Origin of the sequence: Pseudomonas sp. W2-17 (assembly GCF_041060445.1) — a bacterium.
GTDB lineage: Bacteria > Pseudomonadota > Gammaproteobacteria > Pseudomonadales > Pseudomonadaceae > Aquipseudomonas.
Window position 1 is genome coordinate 106,302 of sequence record NZ_JAUFNS010000005.1, and the last position, 18,316, is coordinate 124,617.

Genomic DNA, 18,316 nt, shown 5'->3' on the forward strand with positions numbered 1-18,316 from the left:
CTCAGCAGCGCTCCCGCCTCACCGAAACCGATCCACTTCCTTCTGCAAGTCAGCCGCCACCGCATTCAGCTCTTGAGCCGTGATCGCGAGGTTGGACACGACTTCGCGTTGCTCGCTGTTCGCCAGGGCGATGCTTTGCAGGTTGGCGCTGAGCAGCGTTGCGGTGTTGCTCTGCTCTTGGGTCGCGGTGGTGATGGACGTGAATTGCTCACCGGCCGAGCGGCTTTGTTCGTCGATCTGGGCCAGGGCTGCCGCGACTTTGGCGTTGCGCGACAGACCTTCCTGCATCAGCGCGTTGCCTTGCTGCATGGTGCTGATGGCGTTGCTGGTCTCTTGCTGAATGCTGCTGATCATGCCGGAGATTTCATCGGTAGCCTGACGCGTACGTGATGCCAGGCTGCGGACTTCATCCGCCACCACCGCAAAACCTCGGCCTTGCTCGCCGGCGCGTGCGGCTTCAATCGCGGCGTTAAGGGCCAGGAGGTTGGTCTGCTCGGCGATCGAGGTGATGACGCTGACAATCCCGCCAATCTCTTGCGAGCGTTGGCCCAAGGTATCGATCACCGTCGCGGTGCTGCTCAGCGAGCCTGCAATTTGCTCCAGCGAGGCCGACGCCTCTTCCATGGACGTGCGACCGATGCGCGTCTGCTGGGCATTGCCCTGCGCCATGCGTTCGGTGGTGCCCATGTTGTCGGCGATGGTCAGGGCCGTGGCGCTGAACTCCTCCACTGCACCGGCCATGCTGGTGATTTCGCCGGATTGCTGCTCCATCCCTTCATAGGCGCCGCCCGACAAGCCGGACAGCGCATTGGCACGACTGCTGACTTCCAGCGCTGCTGTGCGGATGTGGGACACCATGGTTTCCAGCGCCTGGCCCATCTTGTTGAAACTGCCCGCCAGCTGACCAATTTCGTCATGGCTGGACACGTTCAGACGTGCGCTCAGATCACCAGCGCCCAAAGCTTCCGCCTGACTGACCAACGCCGACAGCGGCCGCAGCTTGCTGCGCAACAGCCAGATCGCGGCACCGACAGCGATCAACATCGCCAGCAGGCTGCCGATGGCCAGTTGCGTGCCGACGCTCCAGGTGACTGCGCTGATTTCATCCTTGGGCATCGTTGCCAGAACCGTCCACGGGCCGCCGGAAAACTTCTCGCCGACGGTGTAGAAATCTTCACCGGCGTCCTGCCAGAAACGTCCAACGCCTGGCGTCTTGGCGAACTCGGCCAGTGTGGTGCTTGCCTGATCCAGATCCTTGACCCCCGCAGGCGCCACCAGCCATTTTTTCTGCTCATCAAGCAGGGCCAGCGAACCAGTGGAACCGATGCGGAAGTTTTTCAGGTTGTCGAACTGCGCCTTTTGCGCGTCGGTGTAATCGAAGCCGACGAACAGCACGGCAATGACCTTGCCGCTGGCGTCACGCACCGGGCTGTACTGGGTCATGTACAGACGGTCGAACAACAGCGCGCGACCGACGTATCCCTGGCCGGCGAGTAGCTTGTCGTACGCCGGGTGTTTGTGATCCAGCGAAGTGCCGAGGGCGCGTGAGCCGTCCTGCTTGCTCAGGGATGTGCTGACGCGCACGAAGTCGTCGCCGCTGCGCACGAAGACCGTCGCCACGCCGGCCGTCATTTTCTTGAAATCGTCGACTTCCGTGAAGTCATTGTTGAGCGCCGCGCCGTTCAGCAGCAGCGTGGGGGTCTGCACGCCCGCAACCGCGATCTGCTGATCAGCCTGCAGGCTCAGACCGCCCGAAAAACGCTTCTCGAACAGGCCGCTCAGACGCTGGGTGCTGTCGCGCAGGGTGCTGTGGAAGGTGTTCAATTGGTCGGCCAGCAACCGGGCTTCGCTGCTCATGTGCTCTTCGCGGATGACCAGGTTCGCCGAGTCAAGAGAGCGCAAGGCGAACAGCGTGCTGCCGCTGATGACGACGGCCAGAATAACGGCCAGGGCGATGCCGAGTTGCGAAGCAATTCGGGCGCGAGGCTGAGGCATTGGAGCTCCTTGCCGAACGACTGGACCATCCTGATTCAGGAGCACCATTCGGACGAATCTAATAGAGAGGATCGATAAACCGATTGAGTCGAACCGGCTTTGCAATTACAGCTTCGGCTGACAAACGAAATACTTGAGTCCTACACGGTTTAAGACGGAATCTATTCAGAGTCTTGAGGTCTCCAGCGCTGAACCCACCCTGCCCGCTTTTGGTGAGCCAGCGCTCTACGACTCATTCCAGAATCGTCACGTCAGGCAATTCCATCGCCTGCACTTCGCCCTGCAAGAAGTCGCTCAGCCGCCGCAGACGCTCGCCGCCAGGGCGGGTCTTGGGCCAGACGAGGTAGTAGTTTTCGCCGCTGACCACCGCCGTGCGCCACGGCAGACTGAGCCGGCCCTGAGCGACGTCCTCCGCCACCATCAGCAGATCGCCCATGGAAACGCCGTAACCCCGAGCCGCCGCAATCATGCCCAGCTCCAGCGTGTCGAAAACCTGCCCTCCCTTGAGCGAGACCCGCTCAGACAAGTCCATGCGCTCCAGCCATCGGCGCCAGTCGCGGCGGTCGGGCGTAGGGTGCAACAGCTCGGCGCCGGCCAGTCGTTCTGCGTCCCACGGCGCGTCATCCAGCAGCGTCGGCGCGCCCACGGGAATCAGCCATTCGGGGAACAGGTACGTTGCCTCCCAGTCCGGTGGGAAATGCCCATGGCTGAGTAACACCGCGCAATCGAACGGCTCCTGGGTGAAGTCGACGCTGTCGATGTCCATCCAGGCGCTGGTCAGCTGGACTTCGTTGCCCACCTGCAGATGGCGGAAACGACTCAGCCGCGCCAGCAACCAGCGCATGGTCAGGGTCGATGGGGCCTTCATGCGCAAGATGCCCTCCTCCGCCATCAACGCGCTGCACGCTCGCTCCAGCGCTGAAAAGCCTTCCCGCACGCCCGGCAGCAATTCCCGCGCGGCTTCGGTGAGCTGCAGATTGCGACCGTTGCGACGAAACAGACGGCAGGCAAAGTGCTCTTCCAGCGTGCCGATATGCCGACTGACCGCACTCTGGGTGATCGACAGCTCTTCAGCGGCGCGCGTGAACGAGCTGTGTCGCGCAGCGGCTTCGAACGCGCGCAGGGCATACAAAGGCGGAAGAGAGCGAGACATAGGCGGGGTTCCTCAGGCTGGACGGCGACCGAGGCCACTCTACCGCGGAAACCCAGGATGAGTTTTACTCATGCGAGTGATCGGATTTATCCCTTTGTGCATCCTCGCCCGAATCCCCACAATGACCGGCCTGCCAACACCCGCAACCCGAGCGCAAAAACCATGCACCAGCACGCCTTCAAAGAACTGTGGATCATCCTGCGTCTGGCCGGGCCGCTGATTGCTTCGCAGATGGCGCACATGCTGATGGTGTTCACCGACACCGTGATGATGGGCAAGCTGGGCCCGGAATCCCTCGCCGGTGGCGGGCTTGGCGCGGCGAGCTACAACTTCGTGTCGTTCTTCTGCGTGGGGGTCATGGCCGCCGTCGGTACGTTGGTCGCGATCCGCAAGGGCGCGAATGATCATGTCGGTGTTACCCGGCTGACTCAGGCCGGATTGTGGCTGGCATGGGGCATGGCGCTGATTGCCGCGCTGATCCTTTGGAACCTCGAGCCGATCCTGCTGCAGTTTGGTCAAGACGAAGCCAACGTTCACATGGCCAGTGAATTTCTGATCACGCTGCCATTGGCGCTGCCCGGCCTGTTGAGCTTCATGGCGCTGCGCGGTTTCACCAGTGCATTGGGGCGTGCGACCCCGGTAATGGTGATCAGCCTGGTAGGCGTGGCGCTGAACTTCGGGCTCAACTACGCGTTTATCCACGGGCTGTTTGGCCTGCCGCACTGGGGCCTGATGGGCATTGGTTTGGTCACGGCCATTGTCACCAACGCCATGGCCCTGGCCCTCGCGCTGCACATTCGTTATCACAGCGCCTACGCGGCGTATCCCCTTCACAAAGAACTGATGAAACTCTCGCGCAGCTGCCTGAAAGAGCTGTGGCGTCTGGGCCTGCCCATCGGTGGCACGTATGCGGTGGAAGTCGGGCTGTTCACATTCGCGGCGTTCTGCATGGGCGCCATGGGCAGCACCCAGATGGCCGCGCACCAGATCGCTCTGCAATCGGTGTCGATGGCGTTCATGGTCCCGGTCGGGATTTCCTACGCGGTGACCATGCGTATCGGCTTGCACTACGGCGCCGGTAACCTGCTGCTGGCGCGCACCGCCGGACGCATGGGGATTGGGTTCGGCGGGCTGCTGATGCTGTCGTTCGGCATTCTGTTCTGGGTTGCGCCCCACGCCGTCATCGGTTTGTTCGTGGACGTCAACGATCCGAAATACCAAGGTGTGGTCGAGCTGGCGGTGAGGCTGCTGGCCATCGCCGCCTGGTTCGAGATTCTCGACGGCACGCAGACCATCGCCATGGGCGCGATTCGGGGATTCAAGGACGCAAAAACCACGTTCCTGATCGGACTGGCGAGCTACTGGGTGGTCGGCGCGCCGTTGGCCTGGGGCCTCGGGTTTCTGGCGAACCAGGGCGCGGTGGGCGTGTGGTGGGGATTGGCGATCGGCCTGCTCTGCTCCGCGGTCGCACTGACCTGGGCATTCGAGCGCAAGACCGCGCGGCTGCTGCGCAAAGAGGCGACGGGGGTTGTGGTGATGGGATAGGCCTCTGCGGGTATTCACAATCCGGGGCGGTCACAAACCCAACTGTAGGAGCAATCGGAGGTTACGACGGTCGCGAAGGCGGTGGGTCTGTGACATCCATGTCGGCTGACCCCATGCATTCGCGAGCAAGCTCACTCCTACAGAATCACTCCGAGGTGTGTTCAAAGAACGAGCCGCCGCTCACTGGCTCTGCAGCGCAATCCTCTTGCTCTGGTCCATCGCCAGATATTCCATCAGCTCCGGCAGGGCCAGCGGGTGACTGATCAAAAAACCCTGGGCCTGATCGCAGTTGAAGCTGCGCAGCAAGGCCAGTTGTTCGGGGGTTTCGACGCCTTCGGCCACGACTTCCAGGCTGAGGTTGTGGGCCAGGTTGATCATCGCGTGGACCAGCTTGCGATTTTCCTCGCGCTGCTCCATTTCACCGACGAAGCTCTTGTCGATCTTCAGCAGTGTGATCGGCAAGCTGTTGAGGTGCACGAAGGATGAGAACCCGGTGCCGAAATCGTCCAGGGAGAAGCGAACACCCAGCCGGCCCAACGCATCCATGGTCTGTTTGACCAGATCGCTGCGGCGCATGACGGCGGTTTCGGTCAGTTCGAATTCCAGCCATTGCGCGTCAATGCCGCGGTCGGCAATCAATCGGCTAAGCGTGGCGAGCAACTGGTTGTCCTGAAACTGGCGGAACGACAAGTTGATCGCCATGTGCAGCGGCGGCACGCCCTTCTCGCGCAACGTCTGCATATCCTTCAGCGCACGGGCGATTACCCAGTATCCCAGCGGGACAATCAGCCCGCTCTGCTCGGCCAGCGGCACAAACTCACTCGGCGGCAACAACCCGCGTTCGGCGTGGCGCCAACGCACCAATGCCTCCAGCCCCAGAATGTGTCCGGTGTTCAGGCACAGGCGCGGCTGGTAATGCAGCTCCAGCTCGTCGCGACGCAAGGCGCGGCGCAGCTCGCTTTCCAGGTCGGCAAGGCTGCGGGCGTTGCGGTTGATGCGTTCGTTGAAGACGTGAAAGGTACAGCCCTGAGTGCCCTTGGCCTGCTGCATGGCGATGTGTGCGTGCCACATCAACGGATCGGCGCCGCCGTTGAGGCGCGCATAGGCGATGCCAAGGCTGCAACCGATCAACAGGCTTTCCCCATCGACCCAATACGGTTCGGACAAGGCTTCGGTGATGCGCTCAGCGATGGATTCGGCGCGCTCGGGGGCGCGTCGTGTGTCGATCAGCAGGGCAAATTCATCGCTGCCCAGTCGCGCCAGTTGATCGCACGCCTCCAGCTGGCCTTTCAGCCGCGCCACCACTTGCAGGATCAGCCGATCCCCCGCCTGATGACCCAGCGCGTCATTGGCGCGCCGGAAGTTGTCCAGGTCCAGATGCCCCAGCGCCAGGCCGCGGCCATCGAACTCGGCCAGCCGGGCAGCCAGCAGCGTCTGAAAGCCCTGGCGGTTGGCGATGCCGGTAAGAGGGTCTTGCTCGGCGAGGCGATTGAGCGTGGTCTCCAGCACGCCCCGTTCGCGCACATGACGCAGACAGCGGCGCAGGGCCTGCGATGTGAGGGCGTCGCGCACCAGCCAGTCGCTGACACCGACGGGCTCTTCGTCCGGCTCGGTATCGAAAAGCAATACGGTGGGCCAGTGGCATTGGCCGGCGGCGGGCTGAAGGGCTTCGGTGGTAAAGAGTATTCCGGAGGTGGAGAAGTCGGTTTGATTGCTGACAGCGTCCCAGCTCGGCGCGCAGTCAAGGACAGCGGCGTCTCCGAGCGGCGCCAGGCACTCGCGCAACGATGCCGGCCATTCGGGCGTGTCCGCCAGAAGCAGCAAGCGCAAGGGTTCGACAGGCGTAGACAAGCTAACTCCCCACACAAACGTAAAGACCTTGGCGCACCCCCGAATGAGGGTCGTCAAACGCGAGAATCATCCGCAATACGCAAATGTAACAAAACGGCGAAATATAGATAGCGCGGCGCATCACAGTGTCGGACGGTGGCTGCACAATCCGCTGACCCTGTTAAAATGCCCGCCCTTTTCCAGGCGACCCCATTTTTCCCCATGTCCCGACTCAATCCCCGGCAACAGGAAGCCGTGAACTACGTCGGCGGCCCTCTTTTGGTGCTCGCCGGCGCTGGCTCCGGCAAGACCAGCGTGATCACACGCAAGATTGCCCACCTCATCCAGAACTGCGGCATCCGAGCCCAGTACATCGTCGCCATGACCTTTACCAACAAGGCGGCGCGCGAGATGAAAGAGCGCGTCGGTACCCTTTTGCGCGCTGGCGAGGGGCGCGGCCTGACCGTCTCGACGTTTCACAACCTGGGCCTGAACATCATCCGCAAGGAGCACGCACGGTTGGGTTACAAGCCCGGGTTCTCGATCTTCGACGAGACCGACGTCAAGGCACTGATGACCGACATCATGCAAAAGGAATACTCGGGCGACGACGGCGTCGACGAGATCAAAAACATGATCGGCGCCTGGAAAAACGAATTGATCCTGCCGCCTGAGGCCCTCGCCAATTCGCGCAACCCCAAGGAGCAGACCGCCGCCATCGTCTACAGCCACTACCAGCGCACGCTGAAGGCGTACAACGCAGTGGATTTCGACGACCTGATTCTGCTGCCGGTGAAGCTGTTCGAGGAGCACGCCGACATTCTGGAAAAGTGGCAGCACAAGGTGCGCTATCTGCTTGTCGACGAATACCAGGACACCAACGCCAGCCAGTACTTGCTGGTGAAGATGCTCATCGGCACGCGCTGCCAGTTCACCGTTGTGGGCGACGACGACCAGTCGATCTACGCCTGGCGCGGCGCGCGGCCGGAAAACCTGATGCTGCTCAAGGACGATTACCCGTCGTTGAAAGTGGTGATGCTGGAGCAAAACTACCGCTCCACCAGCCGCATTTTGCGCTGCGCCAACGTGCTGATCGCCAACAACCCCCACGCGTTCGAGAAACAACTCTGGAGCGAGATGGGTCACGGCGATGAAATCCGCGTGATTCGCTGCAAGAACGAAGACGCCGAAGCCGAGCGCGTGGCCATCGAAATCCTCAGCCTGCACCTGCGCACCGACCGGCCGTACAGCGACTTCGCGATCCTCTATCGCGGTAACTATCAGGCCAAGCTGATCGAGCTGAAGCTGCAGCACCATCAGATTCCGTATCGGCTGTCCGGGGGCAACAGCTTCTTTGGACGTCAGGAAGTGAAAGACCTGATGGCCTACTTCCGCTTGCTGGTGAACCCGGATGACGACAACGCCTTCCTGCGCGTGATCAACGTGCCGCGCCGGGAAATCGGTTCGACCACCCTTGAAAAGCTGGGCAACTACTCGACCGAGCGCAAGGTGTCGATGTACGCCGCCACCGACGAGATCGGCCTGGGCGAGCATCTGGACGCCCGCTTCACCGATCGCCTCAGACGCTTCAAACACTGGATGGACGGCGTGCGCCAGCAATGCGCGACGCAGGACCCGATCGCCGCCTTGCGCAGCATGGTCATGGACATCGATTACGAAAACTGGATTCGTCAGAACAGCTCCAGCGACAAGGCCGCCGACTACCGCATGGGCAACGTGTGGTTTCTGATCGAGGCGCTGAAGAACACACTGGAGAAAGACGAAGAAGGCGGCATGACCATCGAGGAGGCTATCGGCAAACTGGTTCTGCGCGACATGCTCGAACGTCAGCAGGAAGAAGAAGACGGCGCCGAAGGCGTGCAGATGATGACCCTGCACGCCTCCAAGGGGCTGGAGTTTCCGTACGTGTTCATCATGGGCATGGAAGAGGAAATCCTCCCGCACCGCTCCAGCATCGAGGCCGACACCATCGAAGAAGAACGCCGCCTGGCCTACGTGGGCATCACCCGCGCGCGGCAGACGCTGGCGTTCACCTTCGCCGCCAAACGCAAGCAGTACGGCGAAATCATCGATTGCCTGCCGAGCCGGTTCCTCGACGAACTGCCGCCGGACGATCTCGCCTGGGAAGGCAACGATGACACGCCCGTCGAAGTCAAAGCCGTACGCGGCAATACAGCCCTGGCGGACATACGCGCCATGCTGAAAAGATAACGTTCATTTCGCGCACATCGCGCTCTGAGGACCACCCACGTGGAAGCACTGCACAAGAAAATTCGCGACGAAGGCATCGTGCTTTCCGACCAGGTATTGAAGGTCGACGCGTTTCTCAACCATCAGATCGACCCGGTGCTGATGCAGCAGATCGGTGACGAATTCGCCGCGCTGTTCGCCGATTCGGGCATCACCAAGATCGTCACCATCGAGGCGTCAGGTATCGCCCCTGCAGTGATGACCGGTCTGAAGATGGGCATCCCGGTGATCTTCGCGCGCAAGCATCAGTCGCTGACCCTCACTGAGAACATGTTTTCTGCGTCGGTGTATTCGTTCACCAAGCAGACCGAAAGCACCATCGCCATTTCTACCCGTCACCTGAACAGCAGCGATCGGGTGTTGATCATCGACGACTTCCTGGCCAACGGTAAGGCGTCCCAGGCGCTGATTTCGATCATCAAGCAAGCGGGCGCAACCGTCGCCGGCCTGGGAATCGTGATCGAGAAGTCGTTCCAGGGCGGCCGCGCCGAGCTGGACGGTCAGGGCTATCGTGTAGAGTCGCTGGCACGCGTGCAGTCGTTGAAAGATGGCGTTGTGACGTTCGTCTGATCCAGATTCACCTTTGGGGTTGCGCAGCTGACGCCGCGTTTTGGGCCAGCGAACGCGTCACCCCGCGGGAGTGAGCTTGCTCACGAAGACAGACGTAGAGGTCAGTTTGAATGTACCGGCCCCTTCGCGAGCAAGCTCGACTCCCACAGATTTCGTGCGGTCAGTAGAACAGGAGAAACGTTATGGAAATTGGCGAAAAACTGAGCGTAGAGGCGTTCTTTGATCCGCAGACCTCGACCATCAGTTACCTGGTCATTGATCGCGCTACGCTTCAGGCTGCGCTGATCGACAGCGTGCTGGATTACGACCCGAAATCCGGGCGCACCAGCACGCTGTCCGCGGACAAGCTGATCGACAGGGTTCGCGAGCTGGGCGTGTCGGTGCAGTGGATTCTGGAAACCCATGTCCACGCCGATCACGTTTCGGCAGCGGCCTACCTGAAAGAACAGCTCGGCGGCACCGTCGCGATTGGCAGCCACATCACTCGCGTGCAAAAAGTCTTCGGCACGTTGTTCAACGCCAAAGGCGATTTTGCCCGCGATGGCAGCCAGTTCGACCGATTGCTGGAAGATGACGCGCACTTTCAGATCGGCACGCTGCAGGCCAGAGCCATGCACACCCCTGGCCACACGCCGGCGTGCATGACGTACGTGATTGAAGCAGGCGATGAAGCCGTGGCGTTTGTCGGCGATACGCTGTTCATGCCCGACTACGGCACCGCCCGTTGCGACTTCCCCGGCGCCGATGCGCGCACGCTGTATCGCTCGGTCGGCCGGATTCTCGGCCTGCCGCCGCAGACGCGTCTGTTCATGTGCCACGACTACCTGCCCAACGGCCGTGAGCTGATGTTCATGACCACCGTCGCCGAGCAACGCGCCAGCAACATCCATGTGCGCGAAGGCATCGATGAGGACGCTTTCGTAGAGATGCGCGAGAAACGCGATGCCACCCTCGACATGCCGATGCTGATCCTGCCTTCGGTGCAGATCAACATGCGCGGCGGCAACCTGCCGGAAGCGGAGGACAACGGCGTGCGCTACCTGAAGGTCCCGATCAATGCGCTGTAAATCCCGCCGAACGCGCCGATCAAGCGCGCTCACACACTGAACAGCCACCTCCTGACAGACCCACGGGACTTGCTCACTTAACATGAATGAACACGAACTGATCGGAGCCGGCCTCGGTACGATCATTGGCGCGGTGTTGGGACTGACCGGCGCGGGTGGCGGTATTCTTGCTGTGCCGCTGCTGGTCTTCGGGCTGGGTCTGACGATGATCGAAGCTGCGCCGGTGGGCCTTCTGGCCGTCGGGCTGGCTTCGGCGGTCGGTGCAGCACTAGGACTGCGGCAAGGCATCGTCCGCTACCGCGCGGCCATTTTCATCGCGCTCATTGGTATCACGCTGTCGCCGGTAGGGCTTTGGCTGGCGCATCAGCTGCCCAATGCGCCGCTGGCGTTGGGGTTTGCGCTGATTCTGTTTTACGTGTGCGGACGGATCTACCGCAAAGCCGCTCACGAACTGCGCCACGGCATACCGCCTGATCGGGGCGCGTTCAGACCGTGCGTGGTCAATCCGCTGGTGGGTCGGCTGCGCTGGACCCTGCCTTGCGCTCGTTCACTGGCGGCGACCGGCGCATTGGCCGGGCTGTTGTCAGGATTGCTCGGTGTGGGTGGCGGCTTTGTCATCGTGCCGGCATTGACCCGATACACCGACCTTGAGATGAAGAGCATCGTCGCCACGTCGCTGGCGGTGATCGCCCTGGTCTCGACCGGCAGCGTGATCACGGCCAGCGTCAGCGGCGCGATGCACTGGTCAGTAGGGCTGCCATTCGCCGCCGGGGCCATTGCAGGACTGATGGCCGGCAGGCAGGTCAGCCGTTACCTCGCAGGTCCGAGGTTGCAGCAGTTGTTTGCCGTTAGCGGATTCTTTGCCGCCGTGCTGCTGGTGATCAAAACCCTCGGCTGAACGGATGCCACAGTAAACGTGGGAAACATCGGGCCTAAGCCGTCGCCTGCAGCCCCGCCAACACCAGCCGCTGATACAGCTCTTCTCGCAACCCCTGCGGATGATCGAGGCCCATGCGCTGCAAATGCTCCGGATAGGCGCTCGCGTCAGGGGCTTCCAGCGTGGCCTTGCCCAGGTCGATGATTTCCGTGAGCTTGAACTTGCTCTTCAACCAGTTCAGCGCACGGAGCAGATCGCGCTCTTCAGCCGTGAAATCGCTGCCCAACGGGTACTCGATGAACAGCGACGGGAACTGGTTGCGGATGTCCTTCAGCCGCTCGGGCGTGTTCTGGCTGAACAGCGGATCAAGGCGGAAATCCTTCGGCAGCTTGCCGGCTTTTTGCGCCTGATCCATCAGGCCCGGCTGGAAGCGTGAATCGCTGATGTTGAGCAGCGCCTCGATCACTGCAGAGTCGGTCTTGCCGCGCAAATCGGCGATGCCGTATTCGGTGACGACGATGTCGCGCAGATGCCTCGGGATCGTCGCGTGTGCATAGTCCCAGACAATGTTGGAACTGACCTCCCCGCCCGATTCACGCCAGCTGCGCAGGATCAACACAGACCGCGCGCCTTCCAGCGCATGCCCTTGAGCGACGAAGTTGTACTGCCCGCCCACACCGCTGACCACCCGGCCATCGGCCAGTTGGTCAGAGACCGCTGCGCCCAGCAACGTCACGGTGAAACAACTGTTGATGAATCGCGCATCCCGCCGTTGCATGCGCTTGAGGGTCTCGTTGCCGTAAAGCTCGTTGATGTAGCTGATCGCGGTCATGTTGATCTGCGCGATCTGCGCCGGCGTGAATTCCCGCAGCCGCTCGTAGAAGCTGCGCGGCCCGAGAAAGAAGCCGCCGTGAATCAACACGCCGTCGCTATAAATCGATTCGTCCAGAACCCCGTCGTTGGCCATTTGCTGCAGCTCGACGTCAGCGTACACCTTGCGCCGGATGATTCCCGCGTCCAGCAGCACCAGCAGACCGTTGACCAGCATTTCGCTGCAGCCATAAAGCCCGGTGGCGAAAGGCATGACACCGCCTTGGGCTTCGATCAACGGTTTCCAGGTGGAGATGCCGTCCAGCTTGGCCAGGCACGCGCGGTAGGTTTCGTTATCGGCCTGGCGCGCGAGCAAGGCGGCGGTCAGGGCGTCGCCCATCGAACCGATGCCGATCTGCAGCGTGCCGCCGTCGCGGACCAATGTGCTCGCGTACAGGCCAATGAAATGATCCTGAACACCGACCGGCATGTTCGGCGTCGAGAACAGCGTGCTGCGCTCTTCGTGCTCGATCAGCAGGTCGAAGGTGTCGGCGCCGACTTCGGCACCGCCCTGCATGTACGGCAGGTCCGCGTGAACGTGGCCGAGTATCAGAATGCGCTCGCCCAACCCACGGCGTTTTTCCACCATGGGCAGCAGGTCAAGGGTGATGTCTGGGTTGCAGCTCAGGCTGAGGTGATCGGGCCGTTGCGGGTCTCGGGCGATCAGTTGCGCGATCAGATTCAGACCATTGGCATTGATGTCCCGCGCGGCGTGACTGTAGTTGCTGCTGACGTAATCCTGCTGCGCTTCAACACTGCCCAACAGGCTGCCGGGCTGCATGAAGAACTGCTGGACGTGAATGTTGGGCGGGAGGTCGTCCCGGCGCAGATCGGTGAGGAAATCCAGCTCCGGGTAGTCGTCGAAGACGCGCTCCAGAAAGGGCTCCAGAAACCGCCCCTGCAAACCATCGCCGCCATCCGGTCGCCCGAGGCACAGCGCGGTGTAGATAGTCAGATGTCGATCGGGCAGCGATTTGATTCGGGCGTACAACGCGTTGGCGAAGCGATTGGGCTTGCCCAACCCCAGCGGCATACCCATATGGATGTGTGCCGGCAATTCAGCCAACACATGATCGACAGCTTGCTCGATCGAGCAGGAATGCGGCATCCGGCCTCTCCTGATTTTGTTATTTGATGGGGGTTGGACCGGGCCTTCAGGGATTTTGCTGCAATGCGCCGCTTTGCGCCCTTAAAAAACGATTGCCGCTCTGCTAATCAATCCCGCTTCGTCTCGATCTCTACCAGCTTGTCCTCGATAAACCGCAGGTGTTGTTTTGCACCGTTGCGGGGGCCGTACACCCACAAACTAACCTTCGCAGTGCCGAGCTTCGGAACTCCGTTGCTCCTGAGCGCAGGCATTTGATCAACACTGCTGTCAGGCGCCCCGCACTTCTGGCGGACCACATCGGCAGTGTCCCCCAGACTGATCAGCGCCGTGCCGCAGCGCATGGTCGCGTCAGCAGTACCGGCGAAGAGCAAGACGGCCAGGCCGAGTAAGATCAGTTTTCGATTAATCATGTCGCTGATCAGAAATTCGCCGGCGTTGCCGCGCTGATGAGTCGCGCAGGAACGTCGAACGGGTTGCGAAAGCGATGCGGGCGGGAGCTCTCGAAGTAGTAACTGTCGCCCTCTTCGAGCACGTAGGTGTCCAGTCCGACCACCAGCTCAAGACGGCCCTCGACCAGAATCCCGGTCTCCTCGCCCTCGTGAACGAGCATCTCAACGCCGGTGTCCGCGCCCGGCGGATAGACCTCGGAAAGGAACGCAATGGCGCGGCTCGGATGGGATTTGCCGACCAGTTTCATGGTCACGGCACCGTCCGAGATATCGATCAGTTCGCTGGCTTTATAGACCACTTGGGTCGGGTTTTCGGGTTCGAGCTCTTCGGAAAAGAACTCCACCATGGACATCGGTATGCCGCCCAGCACCTTGCGCAACGAGCTGATCGAGGGGCTGACGCTGTTCTTCTCGATCATGGAGATGGTGCTGTTGGTCACGCCCGCTCGTTTGGCGAGTTCACGCTGGGACAGACCTTTGAGTTTACGAATGGATTGCAGTCGTTCACCGACGTCCAATGCGGGAGTCCTCCTGATAATCAAGTTGGGTCAAGTGGCCGCCATCATGGCAACAGCGTTCAGTATTTACAACACTTGAGCCCATGGCCGGATCAGCAAAGGGACTGGCGGCCGTGACTGGCCGCGAAGGGGTGGTTTGCAGGGGACTGGCGAGCGACGATCAGGCTCCGGTATAGAGCCTTGGCACGCGTTTTAGATTGCACAGAATCTGGTACGGAATCATGCCCGCGCTGGACGCAAGGTCGCTGATGAGGATGTTCTTGCCCCACAGCTCGACGCGGCTGCCCAGCCCTGCGCCCGGCACGTCGGTGAGGTCGACACATAGCATGTCCATCGACACACGCCCGAGCAACTGACTGCGATGACCGTCGACCATCACGGGGGTACCGGTAGGCGCCTGCCGCGGATAGCCGTCGGCATAGCCCATCGCGACCACACCGATGCGCATGTTGCGCTCGGCGACGAATGTACCGCCGTAGCCCACTGGCTCACCGACGGGCAGGTCGCGCACGCAGATGACCCGGGATTCCAGGGTCATGACCGGCTGCAAACGATCGGCGACCGATTGCGGCTGCTCGAACGGCGTCGCGCCGTAGAGCATGATGCCCGGACGCACCCAGTCACTCGGCACGCGGGGCCAGCCCATGACGGCTGGAGAATTGCGCAGGCTGAGTTCGGCGGTCAGACCGGCACGGGCCGATTGAAAAATGGCCACTTGCTCATCAGTGCGCGCGCTGTCGAGCTCATCGGCGCGGGCGAAGTGGGTCATCAAGACAATTTTCGCAGCCTTGCCGCTGTTCAGCAGCCGCTGATGGGCCGCCTGAAAATCCGCCGGGTGAATGCCAACGCGGTGCATGCCCGAATCCATCTTCAGCCACACGTTCAGCGGCTTGCCGAGTGCGGTTTGCTCGATGGCATCGAGCTGCCAGAGGGAATGCACCACGCACCAGAAATCATGCTCGACGATCAGCGCCAGTTCGTCGGCCTCGAAAAAACCCTCCAGCAGCAGAATCGGTGCTTTGATCCCGGCCTGACGCAGCTCTAGCGCTTCTTCAATGCACGCCACGGCAAAACCATCGGCCTCGGATTCCAGCGCCTGCGCAACCTGCACCGCGCCGTGGCCGTAGGCATCCGCCTTGATCACGGCAAGCGCCTTGGCGCCAGCGGTGTCGCGCGCCAGTTGGTAGTTGTGGCGCAGGGCCTGAAGGTCGATAAGGGCGCGGGCTGGACGCATGCTGGGGCTTCTTGTCGGTCAATAGATGGATATAGGTGGGTGAGCTACGGCAGCGCCGCAACCACCGACAGTTCAACCAGAATCTCAGGCTCGCACAGCTTGGCTTCAACCGTTGCACGCGCAGGGGCAAGGCCCCTCGGCAGCCAGGTGTCCCAGACGCTGTTCATGCCGGCAAAGTGTGCATCGATGTCTTTCAGGTAGATCGTCACCGACAGAATGCGGGTCTTGTCGGTACCGGCCAGGTCCAGCAATCGCTCGATGTTGTGGAGCGTCTCGCGGGTCTGCTGCTCAATCCCCGCTGCCATGTCGTCGGCCACTTGCCCGGCAAGGTAAACGGTGCCGTTATGGACGACCAGCTGGCTCATGCGCTCATTGGTGAGCTGGCGCTGAATGGACATGTTTTGCGATCTCCTTGGAACTGCCGTAACGGGAAATATCGAGGCCTTCAGCACTGATCTGTGGCGTTTTGCGCGCGATCAGGTCAGCCAGCAATCTGCCTGAACCGCAGGCCATCGTCCAACCCAACGTGCCGTGGCCGGTGTTGAGGAAAAGATTGCGATACGGCGTTGCGCCCACGATAGGTGTTCCGTCCGGCGTGGTCGGGCGCAGGCCGGTCCAGAAGCTGGCCTGCTGCAGGTCGCCGCCGTGAGGATAAAGGTCGTTGACGATCATCTCCAGGGTCTCGCGGCGACGGGGATTGAGCGACAGGTCGAAGCCGGCGATCTCGGCCATGCCGCCTACGCGGATGCGATTGTCGAAGCGGGTAATCGCGACCTTGTAGGTCTCGTCGAGAATGGTCGAAGTCGGCGCCATCGCCGGGTTGGTGATCGGCACCGTCAGCGAGTAGCCCTTGAGCGGATAAACCGGCGCCTTGATGCCAAGGGGCTTGAGCAGTTGTGGCGAGTAGCTGCCAAGCGCCAGCACGTAGCGGTCGGCGGTTTCGAGCGTGCCGTTGATGCGCACACCCTTGATGGTGTCGCCGGCGAAATCAATGGACTCGATGGACTGCCCGAAGCGGAACTCAACGCCCAGCTTCACGCACATCTCGGCCAGACGCGTTGTGAACAGCTGGCAGTCGCCGGTCTGATCGTTCGGAAGACGCAGCGCCCCACTGAGAATGTTGCTGACGCTGGCCAGGGCTGGCTCGACCCGGGCAATGCCTTCACGGTCCAGCACTTCATAGGGCACGCCGGCCTGTTCGAGCACGGCGATGTCCTTGGCGGCGTTATCCAGCTGTTCCTGAGTGCGGAACAGCTGGGTGGTGCCCAAGCTGCGGCCTTCGTAGGCGATGCCTGTCTCGGCACGCAGCTCATCGAGGCAGTCGCGGCTGTATTCGGAGAGGCGAACCATGCGCTCTTTGTTCACGGCGTAGCGGTTATGGGTGCAATTGCGCAGCATCTGCGCCATCCACAGGTACTGATCGATATCGCTTGTCGCCTTGATGGCCAGCGGCGCATGGCGCTGCAGCAACCACTTAAGCGCCTTGAGCGGCACACCCGGCGCCGCCCATGGCGAAGCGTAGCCCGGCGACACCTGCCCGGCGTTGGCGAAACTGGTTTCCATGGCCGCGGCCGGTTGACGGTCAACGACCGTCACCTCGAAGCCCGCACGCGCCAGGTAATACGCACTGGTGGTACCGATTACGCCACTTCCAAGGACCAGAACGCGCATGTTGATTCCCTCATCGCGGATATCCGCTGACGTTTTCAAGTTTTAAGCAAGGATGTGCGCAGTATAAAAAGGCGTGAGCAGTGCTTTTGACTATATAAACGCCTATATTCGGCATTTCTTCTCGGCAACCGACGCTTTGGCAGAGGGCTCCTCGATGCGTACCCAGCACCAGTCCAAACGCGAGCTGGACAAGATCGACCGCAACATCCTGCGCATCCTGCAAAACGACGGCCGGATCTCCTTCACCGAACTGGGCGAACGCGTCGGGCTGTCTACCACGCCGTGTACAGAACGGGTCCGGCGCCTGGAGCGTGAAGGCATCATCATGGGCTACAACGCCCGCCTCAATCCGCAGAACCTCAAGGCCAGCTTGTTGGTGTTCGTCGAGATCAGCCTGGACTACAAGTCCGGTGACACCTTTGAAGAATTCCGCCGCGCGGTGCTCAAACTGCCCCACGTGCTGGAATGCCATCTGGTGTCAGGGGATTTCGACTATCTGGTGAAAGCGCGGATTTCCGAGATGGCGTCGTACCGCAAGTTGCTGGGCGATATTCTGCTCAAGCTGCCCCACGTGCGGGAATCCAAGAGCTACATCGTGATGGAAGAGGTGAAGGAGAGTTTGTGTTTGCCGATTCCGGAATAAGTATCCGTAACCGATTCCCTGCCAATGGCTTCCGCTAAACCAATACCTGCCGCGTCGAGGCGATGAACTCGTGCACCTGCTTCTCGGCGCGAGGGTGAATCAAGACGTCAGGGCGGCGGCCATTGGGGCATGGCAGGGTTTTCGTGGTGCCAAACAGACGGCAGATCAGCGGTCGCTCGTCATACACAGTGCAGCCATTGGGCCCCAGGTGTACGCAGTTCAGCTCGTTGAGCGCCGCTTCCTGCTCGGCCGGAGTCTTGCGCGGCAAGCGCGACATTTCTTCGGACGACGTGGTCACCGGCCCACAGCAATCGTGGCACCCCGGCACGCATTCGAACAACGGAATCTGCCGCCGCAAATCGCGGATTTTCTCGCTGTTACAGCTCATAGCGGCAGTTTCCCCTGTGAAAGGTGCTGATTGTGCCCCAGCGCCTCCGGGACTGACACCCGGATAATCATGCGCTGGCATTTTCTTGCCCGGATTCATTCACCCCGCTACCCTCCGTAAAATTTTC

16 protein-coding genes are annotated in these 18,316 nt (G+C 61.4%); 6 read left to right on the forward strand and 10 right to left on the reverse strand.

Annotated features, from left to right (window positions below; genetic code table 11):
* Nucleotides 1-18 precede the first annotated feature (18 nt).
* Both QWI20_RS07945 and QWI20_RS07950 read right to left on the reverse strand, forming a co-directional pair.
* Nucleotides 19-1,995 carry a methyl-accepting chemotaxis protein gene (locus tag QWI20_RS07945; protein ID WP_369304987.1) on the reverse strand — a complete coding sequence of 659 codons (1,977 nt, stop codon included), beginning with the start codon at nucleotides 1,993-1,995 and terminating at the stop codon, nucleotides 19-21.
* 232 nt (nucleotides 1,996-2,227) lie between these two features.
* Nucleotides 2,228-3,148 (reverse strand): LysR substrate-binding domain-containing protein, encoded by a 921-nt coding sequence (locus QWI20_RS07950; RefSeq protein ID WP_369304988.1) that lies wholly within the window; start codon nucleotides 3,146-3,148, stop codon nucleotides 2,228-2,230.
* A 162-nt stretch (nucleotides 3,149-3,310) separates the two neighbouring features.
* On the opposite strand from QWI20_RS07950, the gene QWI20_RS07955 reads away from it, so the two are divergent.
* The gene (locus QWI20_RS07955; protein WP_369305155.1) at nucleotides 3,311-4,693 is read left to right on the forward strand and encodes a NorM family multidrug efflux MATE transporter; all 1,383 of its coding nucleotides are present in this window, start codon (nucleotides 3,311-3,313) and stop codon (nucleotides 4,691-4,693) included.
* Nucleotides 4,694-4,873: 180 nt separating this feature from the next.
* On the opposite strand, the gene QWI20_RS07960 is transcribed toward QWI20_RS07955, so the two are convergent.
* Nucleotides 4,874-6,544 (reverse strand): putative bifunctional diguanylate cyclase/phosphodiesterase, encoded by a 1,671-nt coding sequence (locus QWI20_RS07960; protein WP_369304990.1) that lies wholly within the window; start codon nucleotides 6,542-6,544, stop codon nucleotides 4,874-4,876.
* Between the two features lie 201 nt (nucleotides 6,545-6,745).
* Here QWI20_RS07960 and rep point away from each other — a divergent pair, with 201 nt between their 5' ends.
* The 4 genes from rep to QWI20_RS07980 all read left to right on the forward strand — a co-directional run bounded on the left by rep (nucleotide 6,746) and on the right by QWI20_RS07980 (nucleotide 11,329).
* Nucleotides 6,746-8,755 carry a DNA helicase Rep gene (gene rep, locus QWI20_RS07965; RefSeq protein ID WP_122534146.1) on the forward strand — a complete coding sequence of 670 codons (2,010 nt, stop codon included), beginning with the start codon at nucleotides 6,746-6,748 and terminating at the stop codon, nucleotides 8,753-8,755.
* A 39-nt stretch (nucleotides 8,756-8,794) separates the two neighbouring features.
* Nucleotides 8,795-9,364, forward strand: a complete 570-nt coding sequence (locus tag QWI20_RS07970) for a xanthine phosphoribosyltransferase (protein ID WP_237250077.1) — start codon at nucleotides 8,795-8,797, stop codon at nucleotides 9,362-9,364.
* 182 nt (nucleotides 9,365-9,546) lie between these two features.
* Nucleotides 9,547-10,431, forward strand: a complete 885-nt coding sequence (locus QWI20_RS07975) for an MBL fold metallo-hydrolase (protein ID WP_369304991.1) — start codon at nucleotides 9,547-9,549, stop codon at nucleotides 10,429-10,431.
* Between the two features lie 82 nt (nucleotides 10,432-10,513).
* Complete coding sequence (locus tag QWI20_RS07980) at nucleotides 10,514-11,329, forward strand: sulfite exporter TauE/SafE family protein (protein ID WP_369304992.1); 816 nt, start codon at nucleotides 10,514-10,516, stop codon at nucleotides 11,327-11,329.
* Between the two features lie 34 nt (nucleotides 11,330-11,363).
* On the opposite strand, the gene QWI20_RS07985 is transcribed toward QWI20_RS07980, so the two are convergent.
* The 6 genes from QWI20_RS07985 to dadA all read right to left on the reverse strand — a co-directional run bounded on the left by QWI20_RS07985 (nucleotide 11,364) and on the right by dadA (nucleotide 17,158).
* Nucleotides 11,364-13,286, reverse strand: a complete 1,923-nt coding sequence (locus tag QWI20_RS07985; protein ID WP_369304994.1) for an acetyl-CoA hydrolase/transferase C-terminal domain-containing protein — start codon at nucleotides 13,284-13,286, stop codon at nucleotides 11,364-11,366.
* 107 nt (nucleotides 13,287-13,393) lie between these two features.
* Complete coding sequence (locus tag QWI20_RS07990; protein WP_369304995.1) at nucleotides 13,394-13,696, reverse strand: DUF2845 domain-containing protein; 303 nt, start codon at nucleotides 13,694-13,696, stop codon at nucleotides 13,394-13,396.
* 8 nt (nucleotides 13,697-13,704) lie between these two features.
* On the reverse strand, nucleotides 13,705-14,253 hold the full coding sequence (locus QWI20_RS07995) for a cupin domain-containing protein (RefSeq protein WP_037016647.1): 549 nt from the start codon (nucleotides 14,251-14,253) through the stop codon (nucleotides 13,705-13,707).
* A 160-nt stretch (nucleotides 14,254-14,413) separates the two neighbouring features.
* Nucleotides 14,414-15,487 carry an alanine racemase gene (gene alr, locus QWI20_RS08000; RefSeq protein WP_369304996.1) on the reverse strand — a complete coding sequence of 358 codons (1,074 nt, stop codon included), beginning with the start codon at nucleotides 15,485-15,487 and terminating at the stop codon, nucleotides 14,414-14,416.
* 44 nt (nucleotides 15,488-15,531) lie between these two features.
* Entirely contained in the window at nucleotides 15,532-15,885 is a 354-nt protein-coding gene (locus QWI20_RS08005; RefSeq protein ID WP_192171444.1) for a RidA family protein, read from the reverse strand.
* Nucleotides 15,857-17,158: a D-amino acid dehydrogenase gene (gene dadA / locus QWI20_RS08010; RefSeq protein ID WP_369304998.1), complete on the reverse strand. Its 1,302-nt coding sequence runs from the start codon at nucleotides 17,156-17,158 to the stop codon at nucleotides 15,857-15,859. The genes QWI20_RS08005 and dadA overlap by 29 nt, the downstream gene beginning before the upstream one ends.
* Nucleotides 17,159-17,312: 154 nt before the next feature.
* Here dadA and dadR point away from each other — a divergent pair, with 154 nt between their 5' ends.
* Nucleotides 17,313-17,801 (forward strand): transcriptional regulator DadR, encoded by a 489-nt coding sequence (gene dadR, locus QWI20_RS08015; RefSeq protein ID WP_065988245.1) that lies wholly within the window; start codon nucleotides 17,313-17,315, stop codon nucleotides 17,799-17,801.
* A 34-nt stretch (nucleotides 17,802-17,835) separates the two neighbouring features.
* Here the strand turns inward: dadR and QWI20_RS08020 are convergent, their stop codons facing one another.
* Nucleotides 17,836-18,189, reverse strand: coding sequence for a YkgJ family cysteine cluster protein (locus QWI20_RS08020; RefSeq protein WP_369305000.1), 354 nt, complete (start codon nucleotides 18,187-18,189; stop codon nucleotides 17,836-17,838).
* Nucleotides 18,190-18,316: the final 127 nt, after the last annotated feature.

Coding starts and splice junctions, on each gene's coding strand:
- QWI20_RS07945 (WP_369304987.1), bottom strand. CDS start 1,995: ATGCCTCAGCCTCGCGCCCGAATTGCTTCGCAACTCGGCATCGCCCTG.
- QWI20_RS07950 (WP_369304988.1), bottom strand. CDS start 3,148: ATGTCTCGCTCTCTTCCGCCTTTGTATGCCCTGCGCGCGTTCGAAGCC.
- QWI20_RS07955 (WP_369305155.1), top strand. CDS start 3,311: ATGCACCAGCACGCCTTCAAAGAACTGTGGATCATCCTGCGTCTGGCC.
- rep (WP_122534146.1), top strand. CDS start 6,746: ATGTCCCGACTCAATCCCCGGCAACAGGAAGCCGTGAACTACGTCGGC.
- QWI20_RS07975 (WP_369304991.1), top strand. CDS start 9,547: ATGGAAATTGGCGAAAAACTGAGCGTAGAGGCGTTCTTTGATCCGCAG.
- QWI20_RS07980 (WP_369304992.1), top strand. CDS start 10,514: ATGAATGAACACGAACTGATCGGAGCCGGCCTCGGTACGATCATTGGC.
- QWI20_RS07985 (WP_369304994.1), bottom strand. CDS start 13,286: ATGCCGCATTCCTGCTCGATCGAGCAAGCTGTCGATCATGTGTTGGCT.
- QWI20_RS07990 (WP_369304995.1), bottom strand. CDS start 13,696: ATGATTAATCGAAAACTGATCTTACTCGGCCTGGCCGTCTTGCTCTTC.
- alr (WP_369304996.1), bottom strand. CDS start 15,487: ATGCGTCCAGCCCGCGCCCTTATCGACCTTCAGGCCCTGCGCCACAAC.
- QWI20_RS08005 (WP_192171444.1), bottom strand. CDS start 15,885: ATGTCCATTCAGCGCCAGCTCACCAATGAGCGCATGAGCCAGCTGGTC.
- dadA (WP_369304998.1), bottom strand. CDS start 17,158: ATGCGCGTTCTGGTCCTTGGAAGTGGCGTAATCGGTACCACCAGTGCG.
- dadR (WP_065988245.1), top strand. CDS start 17,313: ATGCGTACCCAGCACCAGTCCAAACGCGAGCTGGACAAGATCGACCGC.
- QWI20_RS08020 (WP_369305000.1), bottom strand. CDS start 18,189: ATGAGCTGTAACAGCGAGAAAATCCGCGATTTGCGGCGGCAGATTCCG.